The 22,205-nt window shown below is 46.0% G+C and carries 35 protein-coding genes; 32 read left to right on the plus strand and 3 right to left on the minus strand.

The features are described 5' to 3' along the window. Positions 1-355: 355 nt before the first annotated feature. From rpsJ to hfq, 29 genes are all read left to right on the plus strand, one after another. Positions 356-667, plus strand: coding sequence for a 30S ribosomal protein S10 (gene rpsJ / locus AACP44_RS04160; protein ID WP_339339218.1), 312 nt, complete (start codon positions 356-358; stop codon positions 665-667). 171 nt (positions 668-838) lie between these two features. Further along, positions 839-1,483, plus strand: a complete 645-nt coding sequence (gene rplC, locus AACP44_RS04165; RefSeq protein ID WP_339339219.1) for a 50S ribosomal protein L3 — start codon at positions 839-841, stop codon at positions 1,481-1,483. A 2-nt stretch (positions 1,484-1,485) separates the two neighbouring features. Beyond that, complete coding sequence (rplD, locus tag AACP44_RS04170; RefSeq protein ID WP_339339220.1) at positions 1,486-2,106, plus strand: 50S ribosomal protein L4; 621 nt, start codon at positions 1,486-1,488, stop codon at positions 2,104-2,106. Continuing rightward, positions 2,103-2,390: a 50S ribosomal protein L23 gene (gene rplW / locus AACP44_RS04175; RefSeq protein WP_339339221.1), complete on the plus strand. Its 288-nt coding sequence runs from the start codon at positions 2,103-2,105 to the stop codon at positions 2,388-2,390. The genes rplD and rplW overlap by 4 nt, the downstream gene beginning before the upstream one ends. Before the next feature lie 38 nt (positions 2,391-2,428). Next, positions 2,429-3,256 (plus strand): 50S ribosomal protein L2, encoded by an 828-nt coding sequence (gene rplB, locus AACP44_RS04180; RefSeq protein ID WP_339339222.1) that lies wholly within the window; start codon positions 2,429-2,431, stop codon positions 3,254-3,256. Between the two features lie 31 nt (positions 3,257-3,287). Beyond that, on the plus strand, positions 3,288-3,560 hold the full coding sequence (gene rpsS, locus AACP44_RS04185) for a 30S ribosomal protein S19 (protein ID WP_085758604.1): 273 nt from the start codon (positions 3,288-3,290) through the stop codon (positions 3,558-3,560). A 26-nt stretch (positions 3,561-3,586) separates the two neighbouring features. Continuing rightward, positions 3,587-3,925, plus strand: a complete 339-nt coding sequence (gene rplV / locus AACP44_RS04190) for a 50S ribosomal protein L22 (protein ID WP_339339247.1) — start codon at positions 3,587-3,589, stop codon at positions 3,923-3,925. Between the two features lie 15 nt (positions 3,926-3,940). Beyond that, positions 3,941-4,621, plus strand: a complete 681-nt coding sequence (rpsC, locus tag AACP44_RS04195) for a 30S ribosomal protein S3 (RefSeq protein WP_339339223.1) — start codon at positions 3,941-3,943, stop codon at positions 4,619-4,621. Between the two features lie 76 nt (positions 4,622-4,697). Continuing rightward, positions 4,698-5,111, plus strand: coding sequence for a 50S ribosomal protein L16 (rplP, locus tag AACP44_RS04200; RefSeq protein ID WP_339339224.1), 414 nt, complete (start codon positions 4,698-4,700; stop codon positions 5,109-5,111). After that, positions 5,111-5,302, plus strand: coding sequence for a 50S ribosomal protein L29 (rpmC, locus tag AACP44_RS04205; protein ID WP_339339225.1), 192 nt, complete (start codon positions 5,111-5,113; stop codon positions 5,300-5,302). Before rplP ends, rpmC begins: the two co-directional genes overlap by 1 nt. Before the next feature lies 1 nt (position 5,303). Continuing rightward, the gene (rpsQ, locus tag AACP44_RS04210; RefSeq protein ID WP_339339226.1) at positions 5,304-5,570 is read left to right on the plus strand and encodes a 30S ribosomal protein S17; all 267 of its coding nucleotides are present in this window, start codon (positions 5,304-5,306) and stop codon (positions 5,568-5,570) included. 57 nt (positions 5,571-5,627) lie between these two features. Further along, positions 5,628-5,996 (plus strand): 50S ribosomal protein L14, encoded by a 369-nt coding sequence (rplN, locus tag AACP44_RS04215; RefSeq protein ID WP_007226656.1) that lies wholly within the window; start codon positions 5,628-5,630, stop codon positions 5,994-5,996. Positions 5,997-6,038: 42 nt separating this feature from the next. Next, on the plus strand, positions 6,039-6,353 hold the full coding sequence (gene rplX / locus AACP44_RS04220) for a 50S ribosomal protein L24 (RefSeq protein WP_339339227.1): 315 nt from the start codon (positions 6,039-6,041) through the stop codon (positions 6,351-6,353). 85 nt (positions 6,354-6,438) lie between these two features. Then, positions 6,439-6,978 (plus strand): 50S ribosomal protein L5, encoded by a 540-nt coding sequence (gene rplE, locus AACP44_RS04225; protein WP_339339228.1) that lies wholly within the window; start codon positions 6,439-6,441, stop codon positions 6,976-6,978. A 15-nt stretch (positions 6,979-6,993) separates the two neighbouring features. After that, positions 6,994-7,299 (plus strand): 30S ribosomal protein S14, encoded by a 306-nt coding sequence (rpsN, locus tag AACP44_RS04230; protein ID WP_339339229.1) that lies wholly within the window; start codon positions 6,994-6,996, stop codon positions 7,297-7,299. 62 nt (positions 7,300-7,361) lie between these two features. Next, complete coding sequence (gene rpsH, locus AACP44_RS04235) at positions 7,362-7,757, plus strand: 30S ribosomal protein S8 (protein WP_339339230.1); 396 nt, start codon at positions 7,362-7,364, stop codon at positions 7,755-7,757. 38 nt (positions 7,758-7,795) lie between these two features. Beyond that, positions 7,796-8,329: a 50S ribosomal protein L6 gene (rplF, locus tag AACP44_RS04240; protein ID WP_339339231.1), complete on the plus strand. Its 534-nt coding sequence runs from the start codon at positions 7,796-7,798 to the stop codon at positions 8,327-8,329. A gap of 11 nt (positions 8,330-8,340) precedes the next feature. Then, positions 8,341-8,691 carry a 50S ribosomal protein L18 gene (gene rplR / locus AACP44_RS04245; RefSeq protein WP_085758616.1) on the plus strand — a complete coding sequence of 117 codons (351 nt, stop codon included), beginning with the start codon at positions 8,341-8,343 and terminating at the stop codon, positions 8,689-8,691. Between the two features lie 36 nt (positions 8,692-8,727). Further along, positions 8,728-9,240 (plus strand): 30S ribosomal protein S5, encoded by a 513-nt coding sequence (gene rpsE, locus AACP44_RS04250; RefSeq protein ID WP_339339232.1) that lies wholly within the window; start codon positions 8,728-8,730, stop codon positions 9,238-9,240. A gap of 43 nt (positions 9,241-9,283) precedes the next feature. After that, the gene (gene rpmD / locus AACP44_RS04255; RefSeq protein ID WP_339339233.1) at positions 9,284-9,466 is read left to right on the plus strand and encodes a 50S ribosomal protein L30; all 183 of its coding nucleotides are present in this window, start codon (positions 9,284-9,286) and stop codon (positions 9,464-9,466) included. Between the two features lie 14 nt (positions 9,467-9,480). Beyond that, positions 9,481-9,915 carry a 50S ribosomal protein L15 gene (rplO, locus tag AACP44_RS04260; protein ID WP_339339248.1) on the plus strand — a complete coding sequence of 145 codons (435 nt, stop codon included), beginning with the start codon at positions 9,481-9,483 and terminating at the stop codon, positions 9,913-9,915. A 34-nt stretch (positions 9,916-9,949) separates the two neighbouring features. Next, entirely contained in the window at positions 9,950-11,269 is a 1,320-nt protein-coding gene (gene secY / locus AACP44_RS04265) for a preprotein translocase subunit SecY (protein WP_339339249.1), read from the plus strand. Between the two features lie 95 nt (positions 11,270-11,364). Continuing rightward, on the plus strand, positions 11,365-11,481 hold the full coding sequence (gene rpmJ / locus AACP44_RS04270) for a 50S ribosomal protein L36 (protein WP_339339234.1): 117 nt from the start codon (positions 11,365-11,367) through the stop codon (positions 11,479-11,481). A 203-nt stretch (positions 11,482-11,684) separates the two neighbouring features. Then, positions 11,685-12,041 (plus strand): 30S ribosomal protein S13, encoded by a 357-nt coding sequence (gene rpsM, locus AACP44_RS04275; protein ID WP_339339235.1) that lies wholly within the window; start codon positions 11,685-11,687, stop codon positions 12,039-12,041. Between the two features lie 120 nt (positions 12,042-12,161). After that, positions 12,162-12,551 (plus strand): 30S ribosomal protein S11, encoded by a 390-nt coding sequence (gene rpsK, locus AACP44_RS04280; RefSeq protein ID WP_339339236.1) that lies wholly within the window; start codon positions 12,162-12,164, stop codon positions 12,549-12,551. A 21-nt stretch (positions 12,552-12,572) separates the two neighbouring features. After that, a complete protein-coding gene (rpsD, locus tag AACP44_RS04285) occupies positions 12,573-13,193 on the plus strand; it encodes a 30S ribosomal protein S4 (protein ID WP_339339237.1) in 621 nt (206 codons plus the stop codon). 74 nt (positions 13,194-13,267) lie between these two features. Further along, complete coding sequence (gene rpoA, locus AACP44_RS04290) at positions 13,268-14,272, plus strand: DNA-directed RNA polymerase subunit alpha (RefSeq protein ID WP_339339238.1); 1,005 nt, start codon at positions 13,268-13,270, stop codon at positions 14,270-14,272. Positions 14,273-14,336: 64 nt separating this feature from the next. Then, the gene (gene rplQ, locus AACP44_RS04295; protein WP_339339239.1) at positions 14,337-14,729 is read left to right on the plus strand and encodes a 50S ribosomal protein L17; all 393 of its coding nucleotides are present in this window, start codon (positions 14,337-14,339) and stop codon (positions 14,727-14,729) included. A 243-nt stretch (positions 14,730-14,972) separates the two neighbouring features. Further along, positions 14,973-15,212, plus strand: a complete 240-nt coding sequence (gene hfq / locus AACP44_RS04300; RefSeq protein WP_339339240.1) for an RNA chaperone Hfq — start codon at positions 14,973-14,975, stop codon at positions 15,210-15,212. A gap of 201 nt (positions 15,213-15,413) precedes the next feature. Here hfq and uvrA read toward each other — a convergent pair whose 3' ends face one another. Then, positions 15,414-18,236: an excinuclease ABC subunit UvrA gene (gene uvrA, locus AACP44_RS04305; RefSeq protein ID WP_339339241.1), complete on the minus strand. Its 2,823-nt coding sequence runs from the start codon at positions 18,234-18,236 to the stop codon at positions 15,414-15,416. 208 nt (positions 18,237-18,444) lie between these two features. On the opposite strand from uvrA, the gene ssb reads away from it, so the two are divergent. The 3 genes from ssb to AACP44_RS04320 are packed head-to-tail and all read left to right on the plus strand — an operon-like array spanning position 18,445 to position 20,140. Continuing rightward, entirely contained in the window at positions 18,445-18,927 is a 483-nt protein-coding gene (gene ssb / locus AACP44_RS04310) for a single-stranded DNA-binding protein (RefSeq protein WP_339339242.1), read from the plus strand. 28 nt (positions 18,928-18,955) lie between these two features. Next, positions 18,956-19,846 carry a sugar nucleotide-binding protein gene (locus AACP44_RS04315; protein ID WP_339339243.1) on the plus strand — a complete coding sequence of 297 codons (891 nt, stop codon included), beginning with the start codon at positions 18,956-18,958 and terminating at the stop codon, positions 19,844-19,846. Between the two features lie 57 nt (positions 19,847-19,903). Then, complete coding sequence (locus AACP44_RS04320; RefSeq protein ID WP_339339244.1) at positions 19,904-20,140, plus strand: molybdopterin-binding protein; 237 nt, start codon at positions 19,904-19,906, stop codon at positions 20,138-20,140. A 54-nt stretch (positions 20,141-20,194) separates the two neighbouring features. On the opposite strand, the gene fabB is transcribed toward AACP44_RS04320, so the two are convergent. Next, on the minus strand, positions 20,195-21,412 hold the full coding sequence (fabB, locus tag AACP44_RS04325) for a beta-ketoacyl-ACP synthase I (RefSeq protein ID WP_339339245.1): 1,218 nt from the start codon (positions 21,410-21,412) through the stop codon (positions 20,195-20,197). Positions 21,413-21,511: 99 nt separating this feature from the next. Beyond that, positions 21,512-22,036, minus strand: coding sequence for a bifunctional 3-hydroxydecanoyl-ACP dehydratase/trans-2-decenoyl-ACP isomerase (fabA, locus tag AACP44_RS04330; RefSeq protein WP_339339246.1), 525 nt, complete (start codon positions 22,034-22,036; stop codon positions 21,512-21,514). Positions 22,037-22,205 lie beyond the last annotated feature (169 nt).

Consider the following 22,205-nt stretch of genomic DNA (forward strand, 5'->3'; position numbering starts at 1 on the left):
TTAACGCTATGCCAAAAGGCTGCCTGCGGGTGGCCTTTTTTTATGCCTGCGATTTCTCAGTCTCGCAAGAAAGCCTATATAAGGATGGAAGAATATTGTTGTTAATTGGATGTATATATAGAAGGAGTGTTTTTTGATGTTGGATGAGCACCCCTAAGCAATTGTTTTAATTGGTTATTTTTAGCCATTTAGACTGACAACAAAGGGTTTTGATACCAGGATAGAGCCCGTCACAAAATAGCTAGAAATAATGTTGACAGCCCCTAGGCCAATCTTTAGAATGCGCCTTCCTTTTTTCGGGTAGCCCCAGCCAATGTTGGTGAGCCCCTGTTAAAACACGATTGGAGTTTGATCAGTGCAAAATCAGCGAATCAGAATTCGTTTAAAAGCTTTTGATCATCGCCTAATCGACGTGTCTACTGAAGAGATCGTAGAAACAGCAAGACGTACCGGTGCCCAGGTTCGTGGTCCAATTCCACTGCCTACACGCAAAGAGCGTTTTACTATCTTGGTTTCACCGCACGTGAATAAGGATGCTCGTGATCAATACGAGATCCGCACTCACAAGCGTTTATTAGATATCGTAGAGCCAACAGAAAAGACGGTTGATGCGTTGATGAAGTTGGACTTGGCGGCTGGTGTAGAAGTTCAGATTAGCTTGGGTTAGGGTCTTTAGAAAGTCCTAGTTCGTTAAAAGCGAAATCATAAACAAATATTATTTAAGTTAGACCCGCTCAGGGGTGTCCTTGAGTCGTGTAACGTTCTCTTCAAGTTCCTAGTGGGAGCGAAAAGAGTTCGGCCATAGAGGGTTAAGCCCCGTACACTGTGAGGTTGTAAGATGACAATTGGTTTAGTCGGCCGCAAAAGCGGCATGACCCGCGTCTTTACTGACGACGGCATATCTATCCCGGTAACCGTGGTTGAGGTCAATCCCAACCGTGTTACTGGCGTCAAGACAAGCGAGAGCGATGGCTACTCCGCTATTCAGGTGACTACTGGAAGTTGCAAAGCTTCCCGCGTATCCAAAACTGATGCTGGTTTATATGCCAAAGCGGGTGTAGAAGCTGGTCGTGGTCTGTGGGAATTCCGTTTAGAAGAGGGTGATGAAGCGCCTGAAGTGGGTGCTGAATTAACCGTTACCGCCTTTGAAGCGGGTCAGAAAGTGGATGTGACCGGCCAGTCAAAAGGTAAAGGATTTCAAGGTGGTATCAAGCGTTGGAATTTCCATATGCAAGATGCGACTCACGGTAACTCTATTTCCCACCGTTCGAATGGTTCTATTGGTCAGTGTCAGACCCCGGGTCGTGTTTTCAAAGGTAAGAAAATGTCGGGCCATATGGGTGCTGAGCGTGTGACTATTCAAACACTTGAAGTGGTTCGTGTTGATGAGGCGCGCAATCTGATTTTAATCAAGGGTGCTGTTCCCGGTGCTCCAGGTGGTGATGTTATTGTCAGACCTGCTGTTAAAGTGAAAGGAGCATAATGATGGAATTAGCGACTTTTACTGTAGGTAAGAAAAAAGCGACCGGCGCTGTTGAGGTGTCTGAAGCGACGTTCGCCAAAGAATTTAATGAAGATCTGATTCATCAGGTTGTTACTGCCTACTTGGCAGGTGCTCGTCAGGGTACTCGCGCCCAGAAAAACCGCGCTGCGGTATCGGGTGGCGGTAAAAAGCCGTGGCGTCAAAAAGGTACTGGCCGCGCTCGTGCTGGTACTATCCGTTCGCCAATTTGGCGTTCCGGTGGTGTGACTTTTGCGGCCCAGCCACAAGATCATTCGCAAAAAGTTAATAAAAAAATGTACCGCGCGGCGATGCGTTCAATTCTTTCTGAGTTGTCACGTCAAGAGCGTCTTGTGGTTGTTGATGCGCTCGAAATTGAACAGCCTAAAACCAAATCGCTGGTTAAAATCCTGGATGGTTTTGGCTTAGAGGGCGCCTTGGTCGTTGCCGACGAAGTGTCTGAAAATTTATATTTGGCATCACGCAACTTGCATAAAGTGGGTGTGGTTGATGTTGAAGGTGTTGACCCTGTCAGTCTAATTGCTGCAGATAAAGTGGTTATCACTGTGCCTGCACTGAAGAAGTTTGAGGAGTTGTTGGGATGAATGCAGAAAGACTGTATACGGTTCTAAAAGGTCCTCACGTTTCTGAGAAAGCAGCGATGAGTCAAGACCAAGTGGTTTTCAGAGTAGCGGTTGATGCAACCAAGCTTGAAGTTAAGCACGCGGTTGAGAAATTATTCAAAGTGACTGTCGAAAATGTTCAAACCGTGAACGTTAAAGGCAAGGTTAAGCGCAACAAATTTGGTCTAGCGGCTAAACCGAGTTGGAAAAAAGCTTATGTTCGTCTGGCACAAGGTCAAGATATTGACTTTGCGTTGATCGATTAATCGGCGTCATTTAAAGATATAGGTAGAGAGAAAGTCAGATGGCAATTGTAAAAGCAAAACCGACATCTCCCGGTCGCCGCCATGTAGTTAGCATAGTGCATGCTGACTTACATAAAGGTGCGCCTTATGCTCCATTGCTTGAAAAGAAAAGCAAGAGTGGTGGTCGCAATAACAACGGTCGTATTACGACTCGTCATATCGGTGGTGGTCACAAACAACACTACCGTGTAATCGACTTTAAGCGGAATAAAGATGGTATTCCCGCGACAATCGAGCGCCTTGAGTACGATCCAAATCGCAGTGCAAATATCGCTTTAGTTTTATATGCAGATGGTGAGCGTCGCTACATTATTGCGCCTAAGGGTGTTGCTGCAGGTGATCCGATTATGTCGGGTGACGCGGCGCCAATTAAGCCCGGTAATACCTTGCCGCTGCGCAATATTCCGGTGGGTAGTGTTGTTCACTGCATCGAAATGAAGCCTGGTAAGGGTGCGCAAATTGCACGCAGTGCGGGAACTTCTGCTCAGGTAGTTGCCCGTGAAGGTCAGTACGCAACCTTGCGTTTACGTTCGGGTGAAATGCGCAAAATTTTGTCAGAGTGTCGCGCTACGTTAGGCGAAGTGTCTAACAGTGAGCATAGCTTGCGTAAGTTAGGTAAGGCTGGCGCTTCACGCTGGCGTGGTGTTCGTCCTACTGTTCGCGGTGTGGCGATGAACCCAGTTGATCACCCGCATGGTGGTGGTGAGGGTCGTACTTCGGGCGGTCGTCATCCGGTATCACCTTGGGGTACGCCGACAAAAGGTTATAAAACGCGTAAAAATAAGCGTACCAATAAATTAATCGTACGCAAGCGTAACGCTCGCTAATAGCTAAACGAATTATAGAGAGGAAGGTGCTGTGCCACGTTCACTAAAAAAAGGTCCATTTATTGATCTTCACTTGATGAAGAAGGTCGAGACAGCGATCGAAAGCAATGACAAGCGTCCTATTAAAACTTGGTCGCGTCGTTCAATGATCTCTCCGGATATGGTTGGCTTGACTATTGCTGTTCACAATGGTCGTCAGCATGTGCCGGTGTTTGTGACGGAAGATATGGTGGGTCACAAGTTGGGTGAATTCGCTGCTACTCGCACTTATCGCGGCCATGTCGCTGATAAGAAAGCGCGCTAAGAAGCAGTTAAGAGAAGGTATAAATGATGGAAATTTCAGCGAAATTAACTGGCGCGCAAATCTCAGCACAAAAAGTGCGTTTGGTGGCTGACCAGATCCGCGGTAAAAAAGTTGAGCAGGCGCTTGATGTGCTTGAGTTCAGCAACAGAAAGGCGGCGGGCCTTGTTAAAAAATTATTGAACTCTGCTATTGCTAACGCAGAGCATAACGAAGGCGCAGATGTTGATGAGTTAACAGTGTCAACTATCTTTGTCGACGAAGGCAGAACCTTAAAACGTCTTCGTCCACGGGCTAAAGGTCGTGCAGATCGCATCCTTAAGCGTTCTTGTCACATCACCGTTAAAGTTAGCGACAGCGAAGACTAATTAGGAGACGACCAGATGGGTCAGAAAGTACACCCAACAGGCATACGTTTAGGTATTACCAAAGAGCATACTTCAGTTTGGTATGCCGACGGCACTGCCTATGCTGAAAAACTGATTAACGATCTAGAAGTGCGCGAGTATATTGCTAAGAAGCTAGACAGTGCTTCGGTCAGTCGTATCGTTATAGAGCGCCCAGCACAGACTGCACGTATCACAATTCATACGGCGCGCCCTGGTATTGTGATCGGTAAAAAAGGTGAAGACGTTGATAAGTTGCGTAAAGATCTGGGTGAGCGCATGGGTGTGCCGGTGCATATCAACATCGAAGAAATTCGTAAACCTGACTTAGATGCAAAATTGGTAGCGCAAAACGTCGCTGGCCAGTTAGAGCGTCGTGTCATGTTCCGTCGTGCCATGAAGCGTGTTGTTCAAAACGCCATGCGACAAGGCGCAAAAGGTATCAAGGTTCAGGTTAGTGGTCGTGTTGGTGGTGCAGAGATTGCGCGTACTGAATGGTATCGTGAAGGTCGTGTGCCTCTTCATACGCTTCGCGCCGATATTGATTACGCCACTTATGAAGCAGCGACTACCTACGGCATCATCGGTGTTAAGGTTTGGATTTTCAAAGGTGAAGTTATCGGCGGTGTTGAAGAAACTGAGCAGAAGCCAAAAGGTAAAAAGGGTGCGTCTAACTAATTGATTTGATCAATGGTTGGTGGGTGCTAAAAGAATTTAGTTTTATACAAAAGAATTAAGGGTAAGGGTTCAGCAAATGCTACAACCTAAACGTACAAAATTTCGTAAGATGATGAAGGGCCGCAATCGTGGTCTGGCGCATCGCGGCAGTAAAATCAGTTTCGGTGAATATGGTCTTAAAGCTGTTGGCCGTGGTCGTATTACTGCGCGTCAGATCGAGGCGGCGCGTCGGGCGATGACTCGTCATATTAAGCGTGGCGGTAAGATTTGGATTCGTGTGTTTCCAGACAAGCCAATTACCGGCAAGCCCTTGGAAGTTCGTCAAGGTAAAGGTAAGGGTAATGTTGAGTACTGGGTAGCACAGATTCAACCAGGTAAAGTACTCTATGAAGTACAGGGCGTGAGCGAAGAACTGGCGCGAGAAGCCTTTGCTTTAGCGGCAGCCAAGATTCCAGTTGCAACTACTTTTGTTAAACGGTCGGTAATGTAATGAAAGCTTTAGAATTACGTGAAAAATCTGTAGATGAACTGAACGCTGAATTAATCAAACTGCGTGAAGATCAGTTTAAGCTCAATATGCAGAACGCTACAGGTCAGTTGGGTCAATCCCATCTGCTGAAACAAACTCGTAAAGATATCGCACGGGTAAAAACTGTGCTTTCAGAAAAAGCAGGTAACTAAGATGTCAGCGAAAGAAAGCGGAGCTCGTACAGCGACAGGTAAAGTCGTCAGCGACAAGATGGATAAAACGATTACTGTTCTGATAGAGCGTAAAGTTAAACATCCTATCTATGGAAAATTTATGATTCGTTCATCTAAGCTTCACGCTCATGATGAAAATAACGAATGTAAAGCGGGTGATATTGTCACCATTAGCGAGACAAAGCCATATTCCAAGTCTAAGACCTGGAAGTTGGAAAAGATTGATGTGAGTGCCGTACAGGTATAGCGCGCCTCTGGTTTCTATTAAAGAAATTAGAATCGAAAAGAAGGTTTGGAGTAAAAGATGATTCAAACAGAATCGTATTTAGATGTAGCAGATAACAGCGGCGCACGTCGCGTTATGTGTATCAAAGTACTGGGTGGTTCACACCGTCGTTATGCGCGCATTGGTGATTTGATCAAAGTGACTGTGAAGGAAGCGATTCCGCGCGGTAAGGTCAAAAAAGGTCAGGTAATGACTGCCGTGGTAGTACGGACTAAAAAAGGTGTGCGTCGCGGAGATGGCTCATTGATTAAGTTTGATGATAATGCTGCAGTTATCCTGAACGCTCAGGATGCGCCAATAGGTACTCGTATCTTTGGTCCGGTAACCCGCGAATTGCGCGGTGAGAAATTTATGAAGATTATCTCTCTGGCTCCTGAAGTACTGTAAGTACTGGCCGAGCAGAGAAGCAGAGAGAGTAGAGGATCGGAAATGCGTAAAATTATGCGAGATGACGAAGTCATCGTCCTAGCAGGAAAAGACAAAGGCAAGCGTGGCAAGGTTGTTGGCCAGGTTGGTGAAGACCGCGTGATTGTTTCTGGCATCAATATGATGAAGAAGCACCAAAAGCCTAATCCGCAGGCAAACGTAGCTGGCGGCATTATTGAAAAAGAGGCGCCGATTCAGGTTTCAAATGTAGCGATTTTTAATTCAGCTACTGCGAAAGCGGATCGTGTAGGTTTTAAAGTTGAAGGCGACAAAAAAGTGCGTATCTTCAAATCAAACGGCGAACAGATTGACGCGTAATTTTCTCTGCCTATATGGTTAGCACAAGCTATATAGGTAGCAAGAAAATTTACAGTGGCAACACAGAGAAAGCTGAGAAATAGATATGGCGAATTTAAAAGAAGTATACAACACCGAAATAAAGGCACAGCTAAAAGAGCAGCTGAAGCTTGATAATGTGATGGAAGTTCCGCGCATCACTAAAATCACCCTAAATATGGGTGTTGGTGAGGCTTTGGGTGATAAAAAGGTCCTAGAGCACGCGGTTAGCAATATGGAGCAAGTTAGCGGCCAAAAAGTGGTGGTGACTAAGGCGCGTAAATCAATTGCTAATTTTAAGGTTCGTGAAGGTTGGCCGATCGGTTGTAAAGTGACATTGCGTAGCGATCGCATGTACGAATTTTTGGAGCGTTTGATTAATATTTCGATTCCTCGTATTCGTGATTTTCGTGGTATAAGCCCGAAATCATTCGACGGTCGCGGTAACTTTGCCATGGGTGTTACAGAGCAGATTATCTTCCCTGAAATCGACTATGACAAGATTGATAAGATTCGTGGTATGGATATCACCATTACCACATCAGCCCGAACTAACGAAGAAGGTTTGGCGCTGTTGAAAGCATTTAATTTTCCTTTTAAGAACTAATTTAGGTATAGCGGCATGGCAAAAAAATCGATGATCGCCCGCGAAGCAAAGCGTCTAGCAACGGTTAAAAAGTTTGCGGCAAAGCGCGCTGAGCTGAAAGCGTTGATCCTAGATCCCAATGCGAGTGATGATGACAAGTGGGCTGCGCAGATCAAACTGCAAAAGCTTCCACGTGATGCTAACCCAATTCGCCAGCGTAATCGCTGTCAGGTAACGGGTCGCCCTCACGGTGTTTATCGTAAGTTTGGTTTATGTCGTAACAAATTACGTGAAGCCGCCATGCGCGGTGACGTACCTGGTCTAGTTAAGGCTAGTTGGTAAACTTTGTCCTTGTTGACATTGATTGACTGTGGCAAGAAGACAGAGGCTTTAGGAGCAAAAATATGAGTATGCAAGATCCCGTAGCGGATATGCTAACCCGGATTCGCAATGCACAGATGGCTGGCAAGCCTGAAGTTGCGATGCCGGCTTCGAAATTAAAATCAGCTTTGGCTGTGGTATTACAGGATGAAGGCTTTGTGGCTGGTTCTCGTAATGAAGCGGTTGATGGCAAGCCTAATTTAGTAGTGGAGCTTAAGTACTACAACGGCAAACCAGTTATTGTTGAAATTGACCGTGTGAGTCGCCCTGGTTTGCGTTCTTATGTCGGTAAAGATGAATTGCCAAAAGTACGTGGTGGTTTAGGTGTTGCGATTGTCTCTACCTCCAAAGGTGTGATGACCGATCGTGCAGCACGGGCTGCCGGTGTTGGTGGCGAAGTACTTTGCACAGTTTTCTAAGAAAGCTGTCTATATAAATAAAGTCAGAGTTTAAGACTATGTCTAGAGTAGCAAAAAGCCCAGTGGCGATCCCGGCAGGTGTTGAGGTCAAAATTAACGGTCAGGAAGTGACGGTTAAAGGCGCCAAAGAATCCATGTCTTGGGGTGTGCACGAGCAGGTAGAAGTTAAGCAAGAAGAAAATAATTTAGTGTTTATAGGTCGTGACGACGATAAACAAGCCTGGGCTTTAGCGGGTACAACTCGCGCCCTGGTTAACAACATGGTTATTGGTGTTAGTGCCGGCTTTCAGAAAAAGCTTGAGCTAAACGGTGTTGGTTATCGTGCGAAAGCAGCCGGAAAAACGTTGAACCTGACTTTAGGTTTTTCACACCCGGTTAATTACGAATTACCTGAAGGCATTACTGCAGAAACACCTTCTCAAACTGAAATTGTATTGAAAGGTGCGGACAAGCAAAAAATTGGACAGGTAGCTGCAGAAATTCGCGCCTTCCGTCCGCCTGAGCCTTACAAAGGTAAAGGTATACGTTATTCCGACGAGTATGTTCGTCGTAAAGAAGCTAAGAAGAAGTAATAGGTACTAGTATGAGCGACAAGAAAACATCAAGATTGCGTCGTGCTCGCCGAGCTCGCGCAAAGATGCGTGAGCTAGGTGCTAACCGCCTTAGCGTACACCGCACTTCGCAGCACATTTACGCACAAATTATTGGCCCGGAAGGTGACAAGGTTTTAGCTAGTGCTTCAACACTGGATAAAGATTTGCGTTCTGGCAGTACAGGTAATGCTGATGCTGCGGCCAGTGTTGGTAAATTGATCGCAGAGCGTGCAAAGGCTGCCGGAATTTCCGATGTAGCTTTTGATCGTAGTGGTTTTAAATACCATGGCCGGATTAAGGCTTTGGCAGAAGCGGCCCGTGAAGGCGGCCTACAATTCTAACGATTCAGGTATTGAATTAAAGTCAGGGTTTTAACGATGGCATTTGGTGATTCAAAAAAGCAAGATGATTCTGAAGGCTTACAAGAGAAGCTGGTTCAGGTAAACCGTGTTGCAAAAGTAGTAAAAGGTGGTCGTATTTTCGGCTTCACAGCACTGACAGTGGTTGGTGATGGTAACGGTAAGGTCGGTTTTGGTCGTGGTAAAGCGCGCGAAGTGCCAGTAGCTATTCAAAAAGCTATGGAAGCGGCTCGTCGCAATATGATCTCTGTCGATTTGAATGGTGATACTATTCAATATCCGATCAAAGCCAACCACGGTGCTTCCAAGATTTACATGCAACCTGCATCACAAGGTACTGGTGTTATCGCCGGTGGTGCCATGCGTGCTGTATTGGAATTGGCCGGTGTACATAACGTACTGGCTAAGTGCTACGGTTCTACTAACCCAGTGAACGTTGTTCGCGCTACTTTCAAAGCGTTGGAAACAATGGCTTCACCGGAACAAGTGGCGAATCGTCGTGGTAAAACAGTCGAAGAAATTTTAAATTAAGTAGTTTCAGTGGTGAAAGCCACTGACCATCAAGGTTCTAGAAATGGCCAAGAAGACAGTAAAAGTAACACTGCTACGCAGCACCAATGGGCGTTTAAAGGCTCATAAAGCGTCTGTTGCTGGACTAGGTTTACGCCGCATTAACCATACAGTTGAGGTTGAAGATACGCCTTCAACTCGCGGTATGATTAATCAAGTCAGCTATTTAATTCGGGTTGAGGAATAATCATGACTGACGAAATGCGATTAAATACATTAAGTCCAGCGCCTGGTGCTAAGCACAGCGCCAAACGTGTTGGCCGTGGTATTGGTAGTGGTTTAGGTAAAACTGGTGGCCGTGGTCACAAAGGTCAAAAAGCTCGCAGTGGCGGCAGTGTTCGTCCTGGTTTCGAGGGTGGCCAAATGCCTATGCAGAAGCGTTTGCCTAAATACGGCTTTAGCTCTCGCGTCTCACGCGTGACGGCTCAAATCCGCACTAGCGAATTAGCCGCTGTTAGTGATGATGTGATTGATCTGACAGCACTAAAGCGTGCTGATTTGGTAGGTACTCATATTGAGCGTGCAAAAATCTTTTTGTCAGGCGATGTGACAAAAGCGGTGACTATAAAGGGTTTAGGCGTAACCAAAGGCGCTCGTGAAGCTATCGAGAAAGCTGGCGGAACTATTCAGGACTAGTGGACACTATGTTGAGGATTAATCAATAGTGAATATGGGGCTACTATCCGGCGGGAAGCAATCTGGACTGGGCGAGCTTATGGCTCGCCTTCGTTTTGTTCTAATTGCCATAATTATCTATCGTATCGGCACACATATTCCGGTACCTGGAATTAATCCCGATCAAATTGCCGCTATGTTTAACCAGAATCAGGGCACGGTTCTTGGTTTATTTAATATGTTTTCCGGTGGCGCGCTGGAGCGCATGAGTATTTTGGCGTTGGGTATTATGCCTTATATTTCCGCCTCCATTATTATGCAATTAATGTCAGCGGTTAGTACCCAACTAGAGGCATTGAAAAAAGAAGGTGAAGCGGGACGTCGTAAGATTAACCAATACACTCGGTATCTGACAGTTATTTTAGCCCTAGTACAGGGTACCGGTATGGTGGTTGGTTTAGCCAACTCCGGTATGGCTTACAACATGGGCATATCGTTCTACTTTATCGCGATTGTTTCGTTGGTAACAGGCGCTGTCTTTATGATGTGGCTGGGTGAGCAAGTCACTGAGCGCGGTATTGGTAACGGTATCTCGTTATTGATCTTTGCCGGTATTGTGGCTGGTTTGCCATCAGCTGTTGGTCAGTCGATTGAGCAGGCAAGGCAGGGCGAACTCAATATTTTGATATTGTTGTTTATTTTGACCTTGGCCATTGCCGTGGTTTATCTGGTGGTATTTATTGAGCGTGGTCAGCGTCGAATTACGGTGAATTATGCCAAACGCCAGCAAGGCAATAAAGTGATGCAGGGCCAGCAGAGTCATTTGCCCATGAAAGTGAATATGGCAGGTGTTATTCCGGCGATATTTGCTAGTTCATTATTATTATTTCCAGCCTCGATCGCGCAATGGTTTGGTCAGGGCGAAGGCATGGAATGGTTGCAGGAAGTGTCGTTGGCGATTGGGCCAGGTCAGCCACTGAACATTTTATTGTTCACCTTGTTGATTGTATTTTTCTGCTTCTTTTATACCGCGTTGATGTTTAACCCGAAAGAAGTGGCTGATAACTTAAAGCGTTCAGGTGCGTTCTTGCCAGGGATTCGTCCCGGTGAGCAAACAGCCGGCTATATCGATAGCGTGCTAACGCGCTTAACGATTTTTGGCTCTTTGTATATGACCATGGTGTGTTTGTTGCCCCAGTTTTTGGTGGTGATGTGGAATGTGCCGTTCTATCTCGGTGGTACTTCCTTGCTGATTGTGGTGGTAGTGGTGATGGACTTTATGTCACAGGTTCAATCTCATCTGATGTCACATCAGTATGAAGGCATGATGAAAAAGGCCAACTTGAAAACTTATGGTAAAGGTAAGGCTAGCTAGTTAAGCGCTTTAACCGGCATCGAATTAGAGTCCAAACCGCAATTAAGGTCGGACTTGCCAAAGTAATATAGTAGAAATTGTAGTGGAGAAGTGAAATGAAAGTTCGTGCTTCTGTAAAGAAAATCTGTCGTGACTGCAAAGTCGTACGCCGCAATGGTGTGGTTCGTGTTATTTGTAACACTGAACCCCGCCACAAGCAGCGTCAGGGCTAGGATCTGGGCTTAAGCCTAGATTGAAATGCAGTAACGATCAGGTTGATTTTTTATTAATCTGACGCTAAACTGTCGCGCCTTTTGCGCAGTGGCTCGTTTTTAGCTGTTTCTTGCTTGCCAAGAAGTGGTGCAAAAAATGGGTGATTTGCGGCCTAAAAAGGCGGTTTTAAAGCGTTAAAAACGAAAGTTTTGGAGTAATTTGGATGGCTCGTATAGCTGGTGTCAACATCCCCGATCACAAACATGCAGTGATCTCGTTGACCTATATCTATGGTATTGGTCGCCCCACGGCTAAGCAGATTTGTGCTGCCTCGGGTGTTGCAGAAGATGCAAAAATTGGCTCATTGTCTGAACAGCAACTTGATACCATCCGTGCTGAAATTGGCAAGGTTAGCGTAGAAGGTGATCTTCGTCGTGAAGTATCAATGAATATCAAGCGTTTGTTGGATCTGGGTTGTTTCCGTGGCTTGCGTCACCGTAAAAACCTGCCACTTCGCGGACAGCGTACCAAAACTAACGCTCGGACTCGTAAAGGTCCCCGTAAACCCATTCGTAAGTAATTGCTGGAACTCCCTTAATAGGGGGGCTTGCGATCACTTTTGAGTAAAACAAGTAATTGATTCAATTACTTTAGTGTAGCTACATCGCTTTTGTAGTGCTGATATTAGAGTAGGAATAAAATGGCTAAAGAGACTAAGCCGGCCCGTAAAAAGGTCAAAAAGACCGTTGTGGATGGCATTGCGCACATTCATGCGTCTTTTAACAACACCATTATTACTATCACCGACCGTCAGGGTAATGCGCTTAGCTGGGCTACTGCTGGTGGTTCAGGTTTTCGTGGCTCACGTAAAAGTACACCTTTCGCCGCTCAGGTTGCGGCAGAGCGTGCTGGTATTGCCGCTCAGGAATATGGTCTTAAAAATCTTGACGTTGAAGTAAAGGGCCCAGGTCCTGGTCGTGAATCTGCGGTTCGCGCCCTGAACAATGTCGGTTACAAGATTGGTAGCATTAATGACGTTACGCCGATTCCACATAACGGCTGTCGTCCTCCCAAGAAACGTCGCGTTTAATTTAGATACAGGAATACAAACATGGCTAGATACTTAGGCCCAACATGTAAGCTGTCCAGAAGAGAAGGTACAGACCTGTTCTTGAAGAGCGGCGTTCGTCCACTGGACTCAAAATGTAAAGCAGAAGCCGCTCCGGGTTTCCACGGTGCCCGTCGTGGTCGCTTGTCGGATTACGGTGTTCAGCTTCGTGAAAAGCAAAAAGTACGTCGTATCTACGGCGTATTGGAAAAGCAATTTCGCAATTACTACAAAGAAGCCGCTCGGCTAAAAGGTGCAACGGGTGAAAATCTGTTACAACTTTTGGAAAGCCGCCTAGATAACGTAGTTTATCGTATGGGTTTTGGCTCAACTCGCGCTGAAGCACGTCAGCTTGTTTCTCATAAAGCGATTTTGGTTAACGATAAAGTCGTGAATATCGCTTCTTATCAGGTTAAAGCAGGTGACAAGGTCTCTGTTCGCGAAAAAGCAAAAACACAATTGCGTGTTAAGCAATCCATCGAACTGGCTGCCCAGCGTGGTGAGCCTGAATGGATTGAAGTTAACGCGGGCAATATGGAAGGTACTTATAAAGCTCAGCCAGATCGTGCTGACCTATCTTCCGAGATTAACGAAAATTTGATTGTTGAATTGTACTCCAAGTAATGGTCTTTCAATTTAGACCGATTACTTAGACCCAGCTCAATAATTCGAAGGATTTATACTACACAGGTGTCCCTATGCAAAGTGCAGTGAACGAATTTTTAACGCCACGCGTTATCGATGTAGACGAAGTAAGTTCAACCCGCGCCAAAGTCACTTTGGAGCCTTTAGAGCGCGGCTTTGGTCATACCTTAGGTAATGCCTTGCGTCGTATTTTGTTGTCATCCATGCCAGGTTGTGCCGTAACTGAAGTTGAGATCGACGGCGTGTTGCATGAATACAGTGCTATTGAAGGCGTGCAAGAAGATGTTATCGAAATCTTGTTGAACTTAAAGGGTGTATCTATTTTGATGCATGGCAAAGACGAGGCGGTATTGACGCTGAGTAAAACTGGCGCTGGTCCTGTCACTGCCGGCGATATTCAAGTTGATCATGAAATCGAAATTTCTAACCCTGACCATGTTATTGCTAACTTAAACGAAGCTGGCTCATTAAATATGAAGCTAACCATTGGCCGCGGTCGTGGTTATATTCCAGCCGATGCTCGTCAAACTGACGAAGAAGAAACTCGTAGCATTGGCCGTTTGCAATTAGATGCTTCATTTAGTCCCGTTCACCGCGTAGCTTATGTGGTTGAAAGCGCGCGTGTTGAACAGCGTACTGACTTGGACAAATTGGTTCTGGATCTGGAAACCAACGGTACTATAGATCCTGAAGAAGCGATTCGTCGTGCCGCGACTATCTTGCAGCAGCAGCTATCGGTCTTTGTTGACCTTGAAAGTGAAAAAGAAGCCGAGCTGGAGGAAGAAGAAGATGAAGTCGATCCAATTCTACTGCGTCCAGTCGATGATCTTGAGTTAACCGTGCGTTCGGCCAATTGTTTGAAAGCTGAAAATATTTACTATATCGGCGACTTGGTTCAGCGCACAGAAGTTGAGCTATTGAAAACCCCTAACCTGGGTAAGAAGTCCTTGACAGAAATTAAAGACGTATTGGCTTCACGAGGCTTATCTTTAGGTTTACGCTTGGATAACTGGCCACCTGCCAGCCTTAAAAACGACGATAAGCTACTAGCTTTTTGATCGTAGTATCATAGTATTAACGGGGGCAGAAAATACTGCTCCGTAAGCAATAGGAAATAGAGTCATGCGTCATCGTCAAAGTGGCCGTCAACTAAACCGTAATAGCTCTCATCGTAGCGCGATGTTCCGCAATATGGTTAATTCATTAGTTGAGCACGAGCTAATTAAAACAACCTTGCCAAAGGCTAAAGAATTGCGTCGCTTTGCCGAGCCGCTAATTACTTTGGGTAAAACGGATTCAGTAGCCAATCGTCGTTTGGCTTTTGATCGCACCCGTGATAAGGCTACCGTAGGTAAATTGTTCTCTGATCTTGGTCCACGTTACCAAGAGCGCCCAGGCGGTTACCTTCGTATCCTAAAAGCTGGTTACCGTACCGGCGACAAAGCGCCAATGGCTTATGTTGAGTTGGTGGATCGTCCAGTGGTTGAAGATGTCGCCGAGAGTGAAGAAGATTAACTTTACCTCTAACAACGTGCTATTGATTTGAATAGCAGTCAAAAAACCGAGCTATAGGCTCGGTTTTTTTATGCGCCCAGTCTAGCTAATGTGTTTTCGCAACAACACCAAGTAACCCTAAAGCTTCATTATTTAGAGGTTGCTGAGCTATATGCAGATCTAGTAGTATCAAAGTCACTGGTTTCACACCTAGCCGTTGCTGTTTGAGTCTCAGCAGCTAAGAATCTCAATAAGGAGTATTGAATGGATAAGGCGCAGAAAATACAGGAACCTTTTTTAAATGCTCTCCGTAAGGAGCGTATACCGGTTTCTATTTTTATGAAAAATGGCATCAAGCTGCAGGGTACAATAGAAAGCTTCGATCAGTTTGTGGTGATGCTTAAGAATGTATCGACTCAGGTGGTATTTAAGCATGCCATTTCTACGGTGGTTCCATCGCAAAATGTGCGTTTGCCGGTCGAGGACGAAGAAACCACCGACTAGCTTAATCTTTAAAAAGCGTATAGATTGTCTGTGCGCTTAATTTTTGGATCCTGATCCTATCTTGCAGGGAATGCAGACTCTCAAGCCAGTTCAAAGATTTTTTTATCGATTACCTGCCACTATTCACCAGATGTATCAGGTCAGTATTAGGTCACTATATTGACGGTAAGCGGTACGGTCTAGCTTGAGCAACGGAGTATGTTATTTAAGTATGGGCTTTAAAAATCTTCCGGTATGTGATTGTCTAACGCTGGCAACCTTTTCCGGTGTACCGCTGGCAATAATTTCTCCGCCGCCACTGCCCCCTTCTGGTCCCAAGTCTACAATCCAGTCGGCTGTTTTAATGACGTCAAGATTATGTTCAATAACAACAATGGTATTGCCATGGTCGCGCAGACGGTGCAAAACATTGAGCAGTTGTTGAATGTCATGAAAATGTAAACCTGTGGTTGGTTCATCAAGAATATAAAGTGTTTGGCCGGTATCGCGTTTGGATAATTCTTTAGACAGTTTAACTCGTTGTGCTTCCCCGCCAGATAAGGTGGTGGCAGCCTGACCTAAACGAATATAAGACAGGCCGACGTCAATCAGCGTTTGCAGTTTTTTGGCGACAGCAGGAATATTGATAAAAAACTCGCTAGCCTCTTCAATAGTCATATCCAGAACTTGATGAATATTTTTGCCTTTATAGCGAATTTCCAGCGTTTCGCGGTTATAGCGTTTGCCTTTACAAGCGTCACAGGGGACATAGACATCGGGTAGAAAATGCATTTCTACTTTGGTTACGCCATCACCTTGGCAAGCTTCGCAGCGGCCACCTTTAACATTAAAGCTAAAACGACCTGGTTTATAACCCCGCGAACGGGCTTCTTGGGTGCCGGCAAATAATTCGCGTACCGGAGTGAAAATGCCGGTATAAGTTGCAGGGTTGGAGCGAGGCGTTCGGCCGATAGGGCTTTGATCGATATCAATACATTTATCAACCTGATCGAGGCCGAGAATTTCTTGATAAGGAGCTGATGTTAGTGTGGTAGCGCCATTGAGTTCAGTGGCAGCGATAGGGTAGAGCGTGCCATTGATCAATGTTGATTTGCCGGACCCTGAGACGCCGGTAACGCATGTCATTAAACCTAGCGGTATTTTCAGTGTGACATCTTGCAGGTTATTACCATTGGCGCCTTTAAGGATGAGTTGTTTGCCCTCATTGATGGGCGTGCGTTTCTTGGGAATGGCAATGGCTTTTTTGCCAGCAAGATACTGACCGGTCAGTGATTTTTTTGATTGGATAATATTGTTGTAATTACCCTGCGCTACCACTTCGCCGCCATGCACGCCTGCGCCGGGTCCTATATCAATAATATGATCGGCTAAACGAATGGCTTCTTCATCATGTTCTACTACCAGTACCGTATTGCCCAAGTCACGAAGATGAATCAGTGTTTTTAACAGCCGTTCATTATCGCGTTGATGTAAACCGATCGAGGGTTCATCCAGAATATACATAACACCGACAAGGCCTGCGCCAATTTGACTGGCGAGACGGATACGTTGTGCTTCACCGCCGGATAAAGTTTCGGCGCTACGGTTAAGGGTTAAATAATTCAGTCCTACATCAACTAAAAACGTAAAGCGGTCGCGTAATTCTTTTAAGATTTTATCGGCAATCTTTCCTTTGCGGCCTGGCAGTTTTAGTTTTTCAAAATAATCTCTGGCTTCGCCTACTGGCAAGGCAACGATAGAGGGTAGGTCGCGGTCTTTGATAAAGACATGGCGGGCTTCTCTTTTTAAACGTGTGCCATTGCAATCCGGACACACTTGTGTACTTAAAAATTTTGCCAAATCTTCGCGCACCGATTGTGATTCGGTATCGCGATAGCGGCGTTCCATATTAGGAATAATGCCTTCGAAGGTATGGTTTCGATGGAACACGTCTCCGCGATCATTAACATAACTAAAATTAATTTCTTCTTTGCCGGAGCCATGCAGGATGATTTTTTGGTGTTTCTTGCTGAGTTTGTTAAACGGCGTATCAAGATCAAAGGCATAATGTTTGGACAGGGATTTCAGCATATGAAAATAATAAACGCTGCGCCGATCCCAGCCGCGAATGGCTCCTTCCGCCAAACTGGCTTCAGGGTGATGAACTATACGGTCTTGGTCAAAAAATTGTTTAACACCCAAGCCATCACAGCTACTGCAGGCGCCGGCGGGGTTATTAAAAGAAAATAACCGCGGCTCTAATTCGCTGATACTATAACCACAGTGTGGACAGGCGAAGAGAGCAGAAAAAATAATATCGTCTTGCTCACCATCCATATAACTGATGGTGGCGGTTCCGTTAGTCAGTTCTATGGCTGTTTCAAACGATTCGGCTAAACGAAGTTGTAAATCATCCCGTACTTTAAAGCGATCAACCACGGCTTCGATGGTGTGTTTTTTGTTTTTTTCCAATTCTGGTGTGTCGTCAAGATCGTAAACTTTGCCGTCGACTCGTGCTCTAACAAAACCATTGGCACGCAGTTGTTCGAACACATGCAGATGTTCGCCTTTACGTTCTTTGATAATCGGGGCCAGCAACATCAGCTTGCTGCCTTCGGGTAGGGCTAAGACAGCGTCAACCATTTGGCTGATGGTTTGGGCTTCCAGTTTGGCATTATGCTCAGGACAGCGCGGCTCACCGACACGGGCAAATAATAAGCGCAGATAGTCATATATCTCGGTAATCGTGCCGACGGTTGAGCGAGGGTTGTGCGAAGTAGATTTCTGTTCAATGGAAATGGCCGGCGATAGACCTTCAATATGATCAATATCCGGTTTTTCCATCATCGACAAAAACTGGCGAGCATAGGTAGAGAGTGATTCTACATAGCGCCTTTGGCCTTCGGCATAGAGCGTATCAAAGGCGAGGGAGGATTTTCCGGATCCGGAAAGCCCAGTAATCACTACCAGTTTATCGCGGGGAATATCAAGGTCGATGTTTTTGAGATTGTGGGTGCGTGCGCCCCTAACCAGAATTGTATCCATGTAACACTATACCCTGTGGGACCCGCTGTTGGATCACTACTGCAAACCGCCTATTATATGTCTCTGGGCTTGTGTTAGGCAAAGCCGAGTGATTTATTTTTTATCGCGTCGTCTGTCACTATTCGTTAAGTTCACTGCTGGCCAAGAGTGGGCTACTCGCGGTATAGTTCGGGACATAAATTAATTGATCGTATGGTTGGAGAGCTTCATGGCCCGTGGCATAAATAAAGTGATTCTGGTAGGTAATTTAGGTAATGAACCTGAAACACGTACCTTTCCTGATGGTGGTAGTTTGACCAATATCAGTGTCGCTACTTCCGAGAGTTGGAAAGACAAGCAAACCGGTCAGCAACAAGAGCGCACAGAGTGGCACCGGGTCACGTTTAATGGGCGCCTAGCTGAAATTGCTGCGCAATATCTGCGCAAAGGCTCAAAGGTTTATATTGAAGGTTCATTGCGTACGCGAAAATATCAAGATAAACAAACGGGCGCTGATCGCTATTCCACGGATATTGTCGCCCGTGAAATGCAAATGCTGGATTCAAGGCAGGATATGGGTGGCAGTCAGGGTGGTGGTTATCAACAATCCCAGCAACAACAGGGTTCTCAGCAACAACAACAGCCCCAGCAACAAGCGCAAGCCGCTCCCGCTACCAACATCGACGATTTTGACGACGATATTCCATTCTAGTATTGCTTTAATAGACGGTAGTTAATCAGTGAAAGTTCTGATCATTGCTCTGGATCACCAGATTCGTGATGCGCTGGAGGCGCAGCTAAAAACCCGCGGCCAGAGCTATGAATCAGTGGGTTTAGAGTGGGTCAGACATGAAGGGCCTGTCGATACCCAAAACCCGCCGCTAACCATTGCGAACGATATTGCCATAGTCGTCAATGCCTTGAGTCTCGAGTGTCTGGAGCAGCATTTGGCTGATGAGGAGCTGATTGAATCTCTGGCCTTATTAGCCCAGACCTGTGAGCAGGCAGCTATTCCCATCCTGCAACTGTCCAATAGTCAGGTTTTTGATGGTACTGAGGGTGGACGCCATGGTGAAGCCGATGAGGTCGTGCCTGTCAGTCGTGTTGGTGCTTTGCTGTCGCGTATGGAAGAGTTGCTAAGAGGAAGTTGTGACCGTCATATTATTTTGCGTACTGGGCCGGTGTTCAGTGCTGAGGGTGATAATTTAATCACAACGCTACTGAGTAAATTCCAACACAGTGTAAGCTTGGCTCTTTGCAACGATGTCGATAGTTGTCCGACCCATGCACAGGATTTAGCCCGGGTGATTTCGGCTATTATTGATCAGTTGAGCTGTGGTTGTGAGAGTTGGGGTACTTATCACTATAGTAGCTCTGATCCGGTCAATGAATATCAGTTTGCCGAAACCGTGTTAGCCGTTGCCTCTCAATATATCCAGAGTCCAGATCAGCCCCTGAAGTTGGAAGCGGTTGCTACCGCCGATTCGGATTGGTCTCGCCCGTTAATGAATTGTGAAAAGCTGCTGAATACTTTTGGCATTAAGCAGTTGCCCTGGCGTGCCTTTGTGGTGCCGACGGTAAAGACAATATTGCAGCAACTATCAACCGATAAAAACGGCGATGAGCCCTAGTTACACAGGTGAAAAGCAAGGTGGTATTGACGGTGTCCGATACCCGCATGAAAGCCAATGATAGTTGGGCAATATCTGGTTGATAGTTTGTTGCAGGAAGATCACCGGTTGATCGACAAACAGATCGTCATTGACGATATTTATTTGATTCGGGCGGTCATCTTCCGGTGGATAGGCAATGATGCTGTGCAGGCCATCTTAGTGACCGGTGGCACTGGTTTTACCGGTCGCGATTCTATAATTGTAGCGGGCGATCAGGTGTTAGTGGTTTTACTGTCTGAGTTGTTGAGCTAAAGCGGGGGAAAGGAAGCAAGCCGAGAAGCGCAGTTCGCTTCTCTTTAATTGCTTTTAGCTAGCGACTTTTTCAAATACTATACTGGCGTTGGTGCCACCAAAACCAAAGCTATTGGACATAGCGCGAGTGATAGTGACATCGTCCTGACGCCGGCGAACAATATTCAGCTTGGCCGCTTCAGGGTCAAGATTCTCGATATTGGCTGAAGCGCAAACAAAGTTGTTTTCCATCATGAGTAGTGAATAGATGGCTTCCTGCACCCCGGTAGCGCCTAAAGAATGGCCACTTAATGATTTGGTGGAACTGATCATTGGCGAGTTATCACCAAAGACTTTCACAATAGCTTTCAGCTCCTGAATATCACCAGCCGGTGTTGAAGTACCGTGGGAGTTAATATAGTCCAACGGTCCGTTAACATTGGCCATAGCTTGCTGCATACAACGAACAGCCCCTTCACCGCTGGGAGCGACCATATCGTAGCCATCAGAGGTGGCTCCGTACCCTACCACTTCTGCATAGATTTTAGCGCCGCGGGCTTTGGCGTGTTCGTATTCTTCAACCACCACCATGCCACCACCACCGGAGATAACAAAGCCATCACGGTCTGCATCGTAGGCACGGGAAGCACTTTCAGGAGAGTCGTTATATTTGGTAGACAGGGCCCCCATGGCATCAAATAAGCAGCTTTGTGTCCAGTGCTCTTCTTCGCCTCCACCGGCAAAAATAATATTCTGTTTGCCCATTTGGATTTGCTCCAGTGCGTTACCAATACAATGGGCGCTGGTAGCACAGGCTGAGGATATCGAGTAGTTAATGCCCTTGATTTTAAAGGGTGTAGCCAGACAGGCGGAAACAGTGCTGCTCATGGTTTGGGTAACACGATAAGGCCCAATGCGCTTAATACCTTTTTCGCGCAGAATATCTGCTGAGGCGATTAAATTGGCGGATGAGGCACCACCGGAGCCGGCGATAATACCGGTGCTAGGGTTGGAGATTTGCTCTTCACTAAGCCCCGAATCTTTAGCGGCCTCTTGCATCGAAATATAGGCATAGGCAGCGGCATCGCCCATAAAGCGAAGTTGCTTGCGATCAATATGTTCTTTCAAGTCAATGTCAATAGTGCCGGCAATATGGCTGCGCAGACCCATTTCCTTATAGTCTTCACGGTACTGGATACCGGATTTACCTTGTTTCAGGGATTCAAGTACGGCCTCTTTATTGGTGCCGATGCAAGAAACAATGCCCAGTCCGGTAATTACTGCTCTTTTCATAGCTGCCTCGTTTAGCTGCATTGGGTTATTTACGTTATTTTTCAAGAGGTTGGAGTTATTAGAAGACGCCAGTTTTAAATTGACTTCAGTGGCATAGGGTCAAAACTTCATGTTATCAGGTTGAAATAAACCAACCCGCAAATCTTTGGCGGTGTAGATCACTTTGCCATCGACGGCCACGGAGCCATCAGCAATGCCCATGACCAGTTTTCGCTCAACAACTCTTTTAAAATCAAGTTGATAGCTGACTTTTTTGGCGTCAGGCAGAATCTGACCGGTAAATTTGATCTCGCCGGCACCCAGCGCTCGACCTAGGCCGCTATTTCCCCGCCAAGCTAGGTAGAAGCCTACCAGTTGCCACATGGCATCCAGACCCAGGCAGCCAGGCATAACTGGGTCACCTTTAAAATGGCAGTCAAAAAACCAAAGATCATGCGTAATATCCAGCTCGGCAAGCACTTGCCCTTTGCCGTGCAGTCCGCCTTCGTTGGTTATATTCAACACTCTATCAATCATTAGCATATTGTCAGAGGGTAGTCGCGCAAATCCTTCACCAAATAACGTCCCTTGGCCTGAGGCGATTAACTCTTCTTTGGTAAATGAATTTTGATTGTGCGCAGACATAAAAGATTCCAATTTAGGTACTTTGCAAGCATGTATGGGTGAAAAGTGCGCATTGTAATCTATGGCGGCTCTGCAATCCAATTATTGCCATATTTAAGGTATTGATTGCACTGGGAATATGGCTAAGCTTGATATAGGATATAGCGCCATTGTGTTAATACTTTATTAC

The organism is uncultured Oceanicoccus sp. (assembly GCF_963968385.1).
GTDB lineage: Bacteria > Pseudomonadota > Gammaproteobacteria > Pseudomonadales > Dasaniaceae > Oceanicoccus.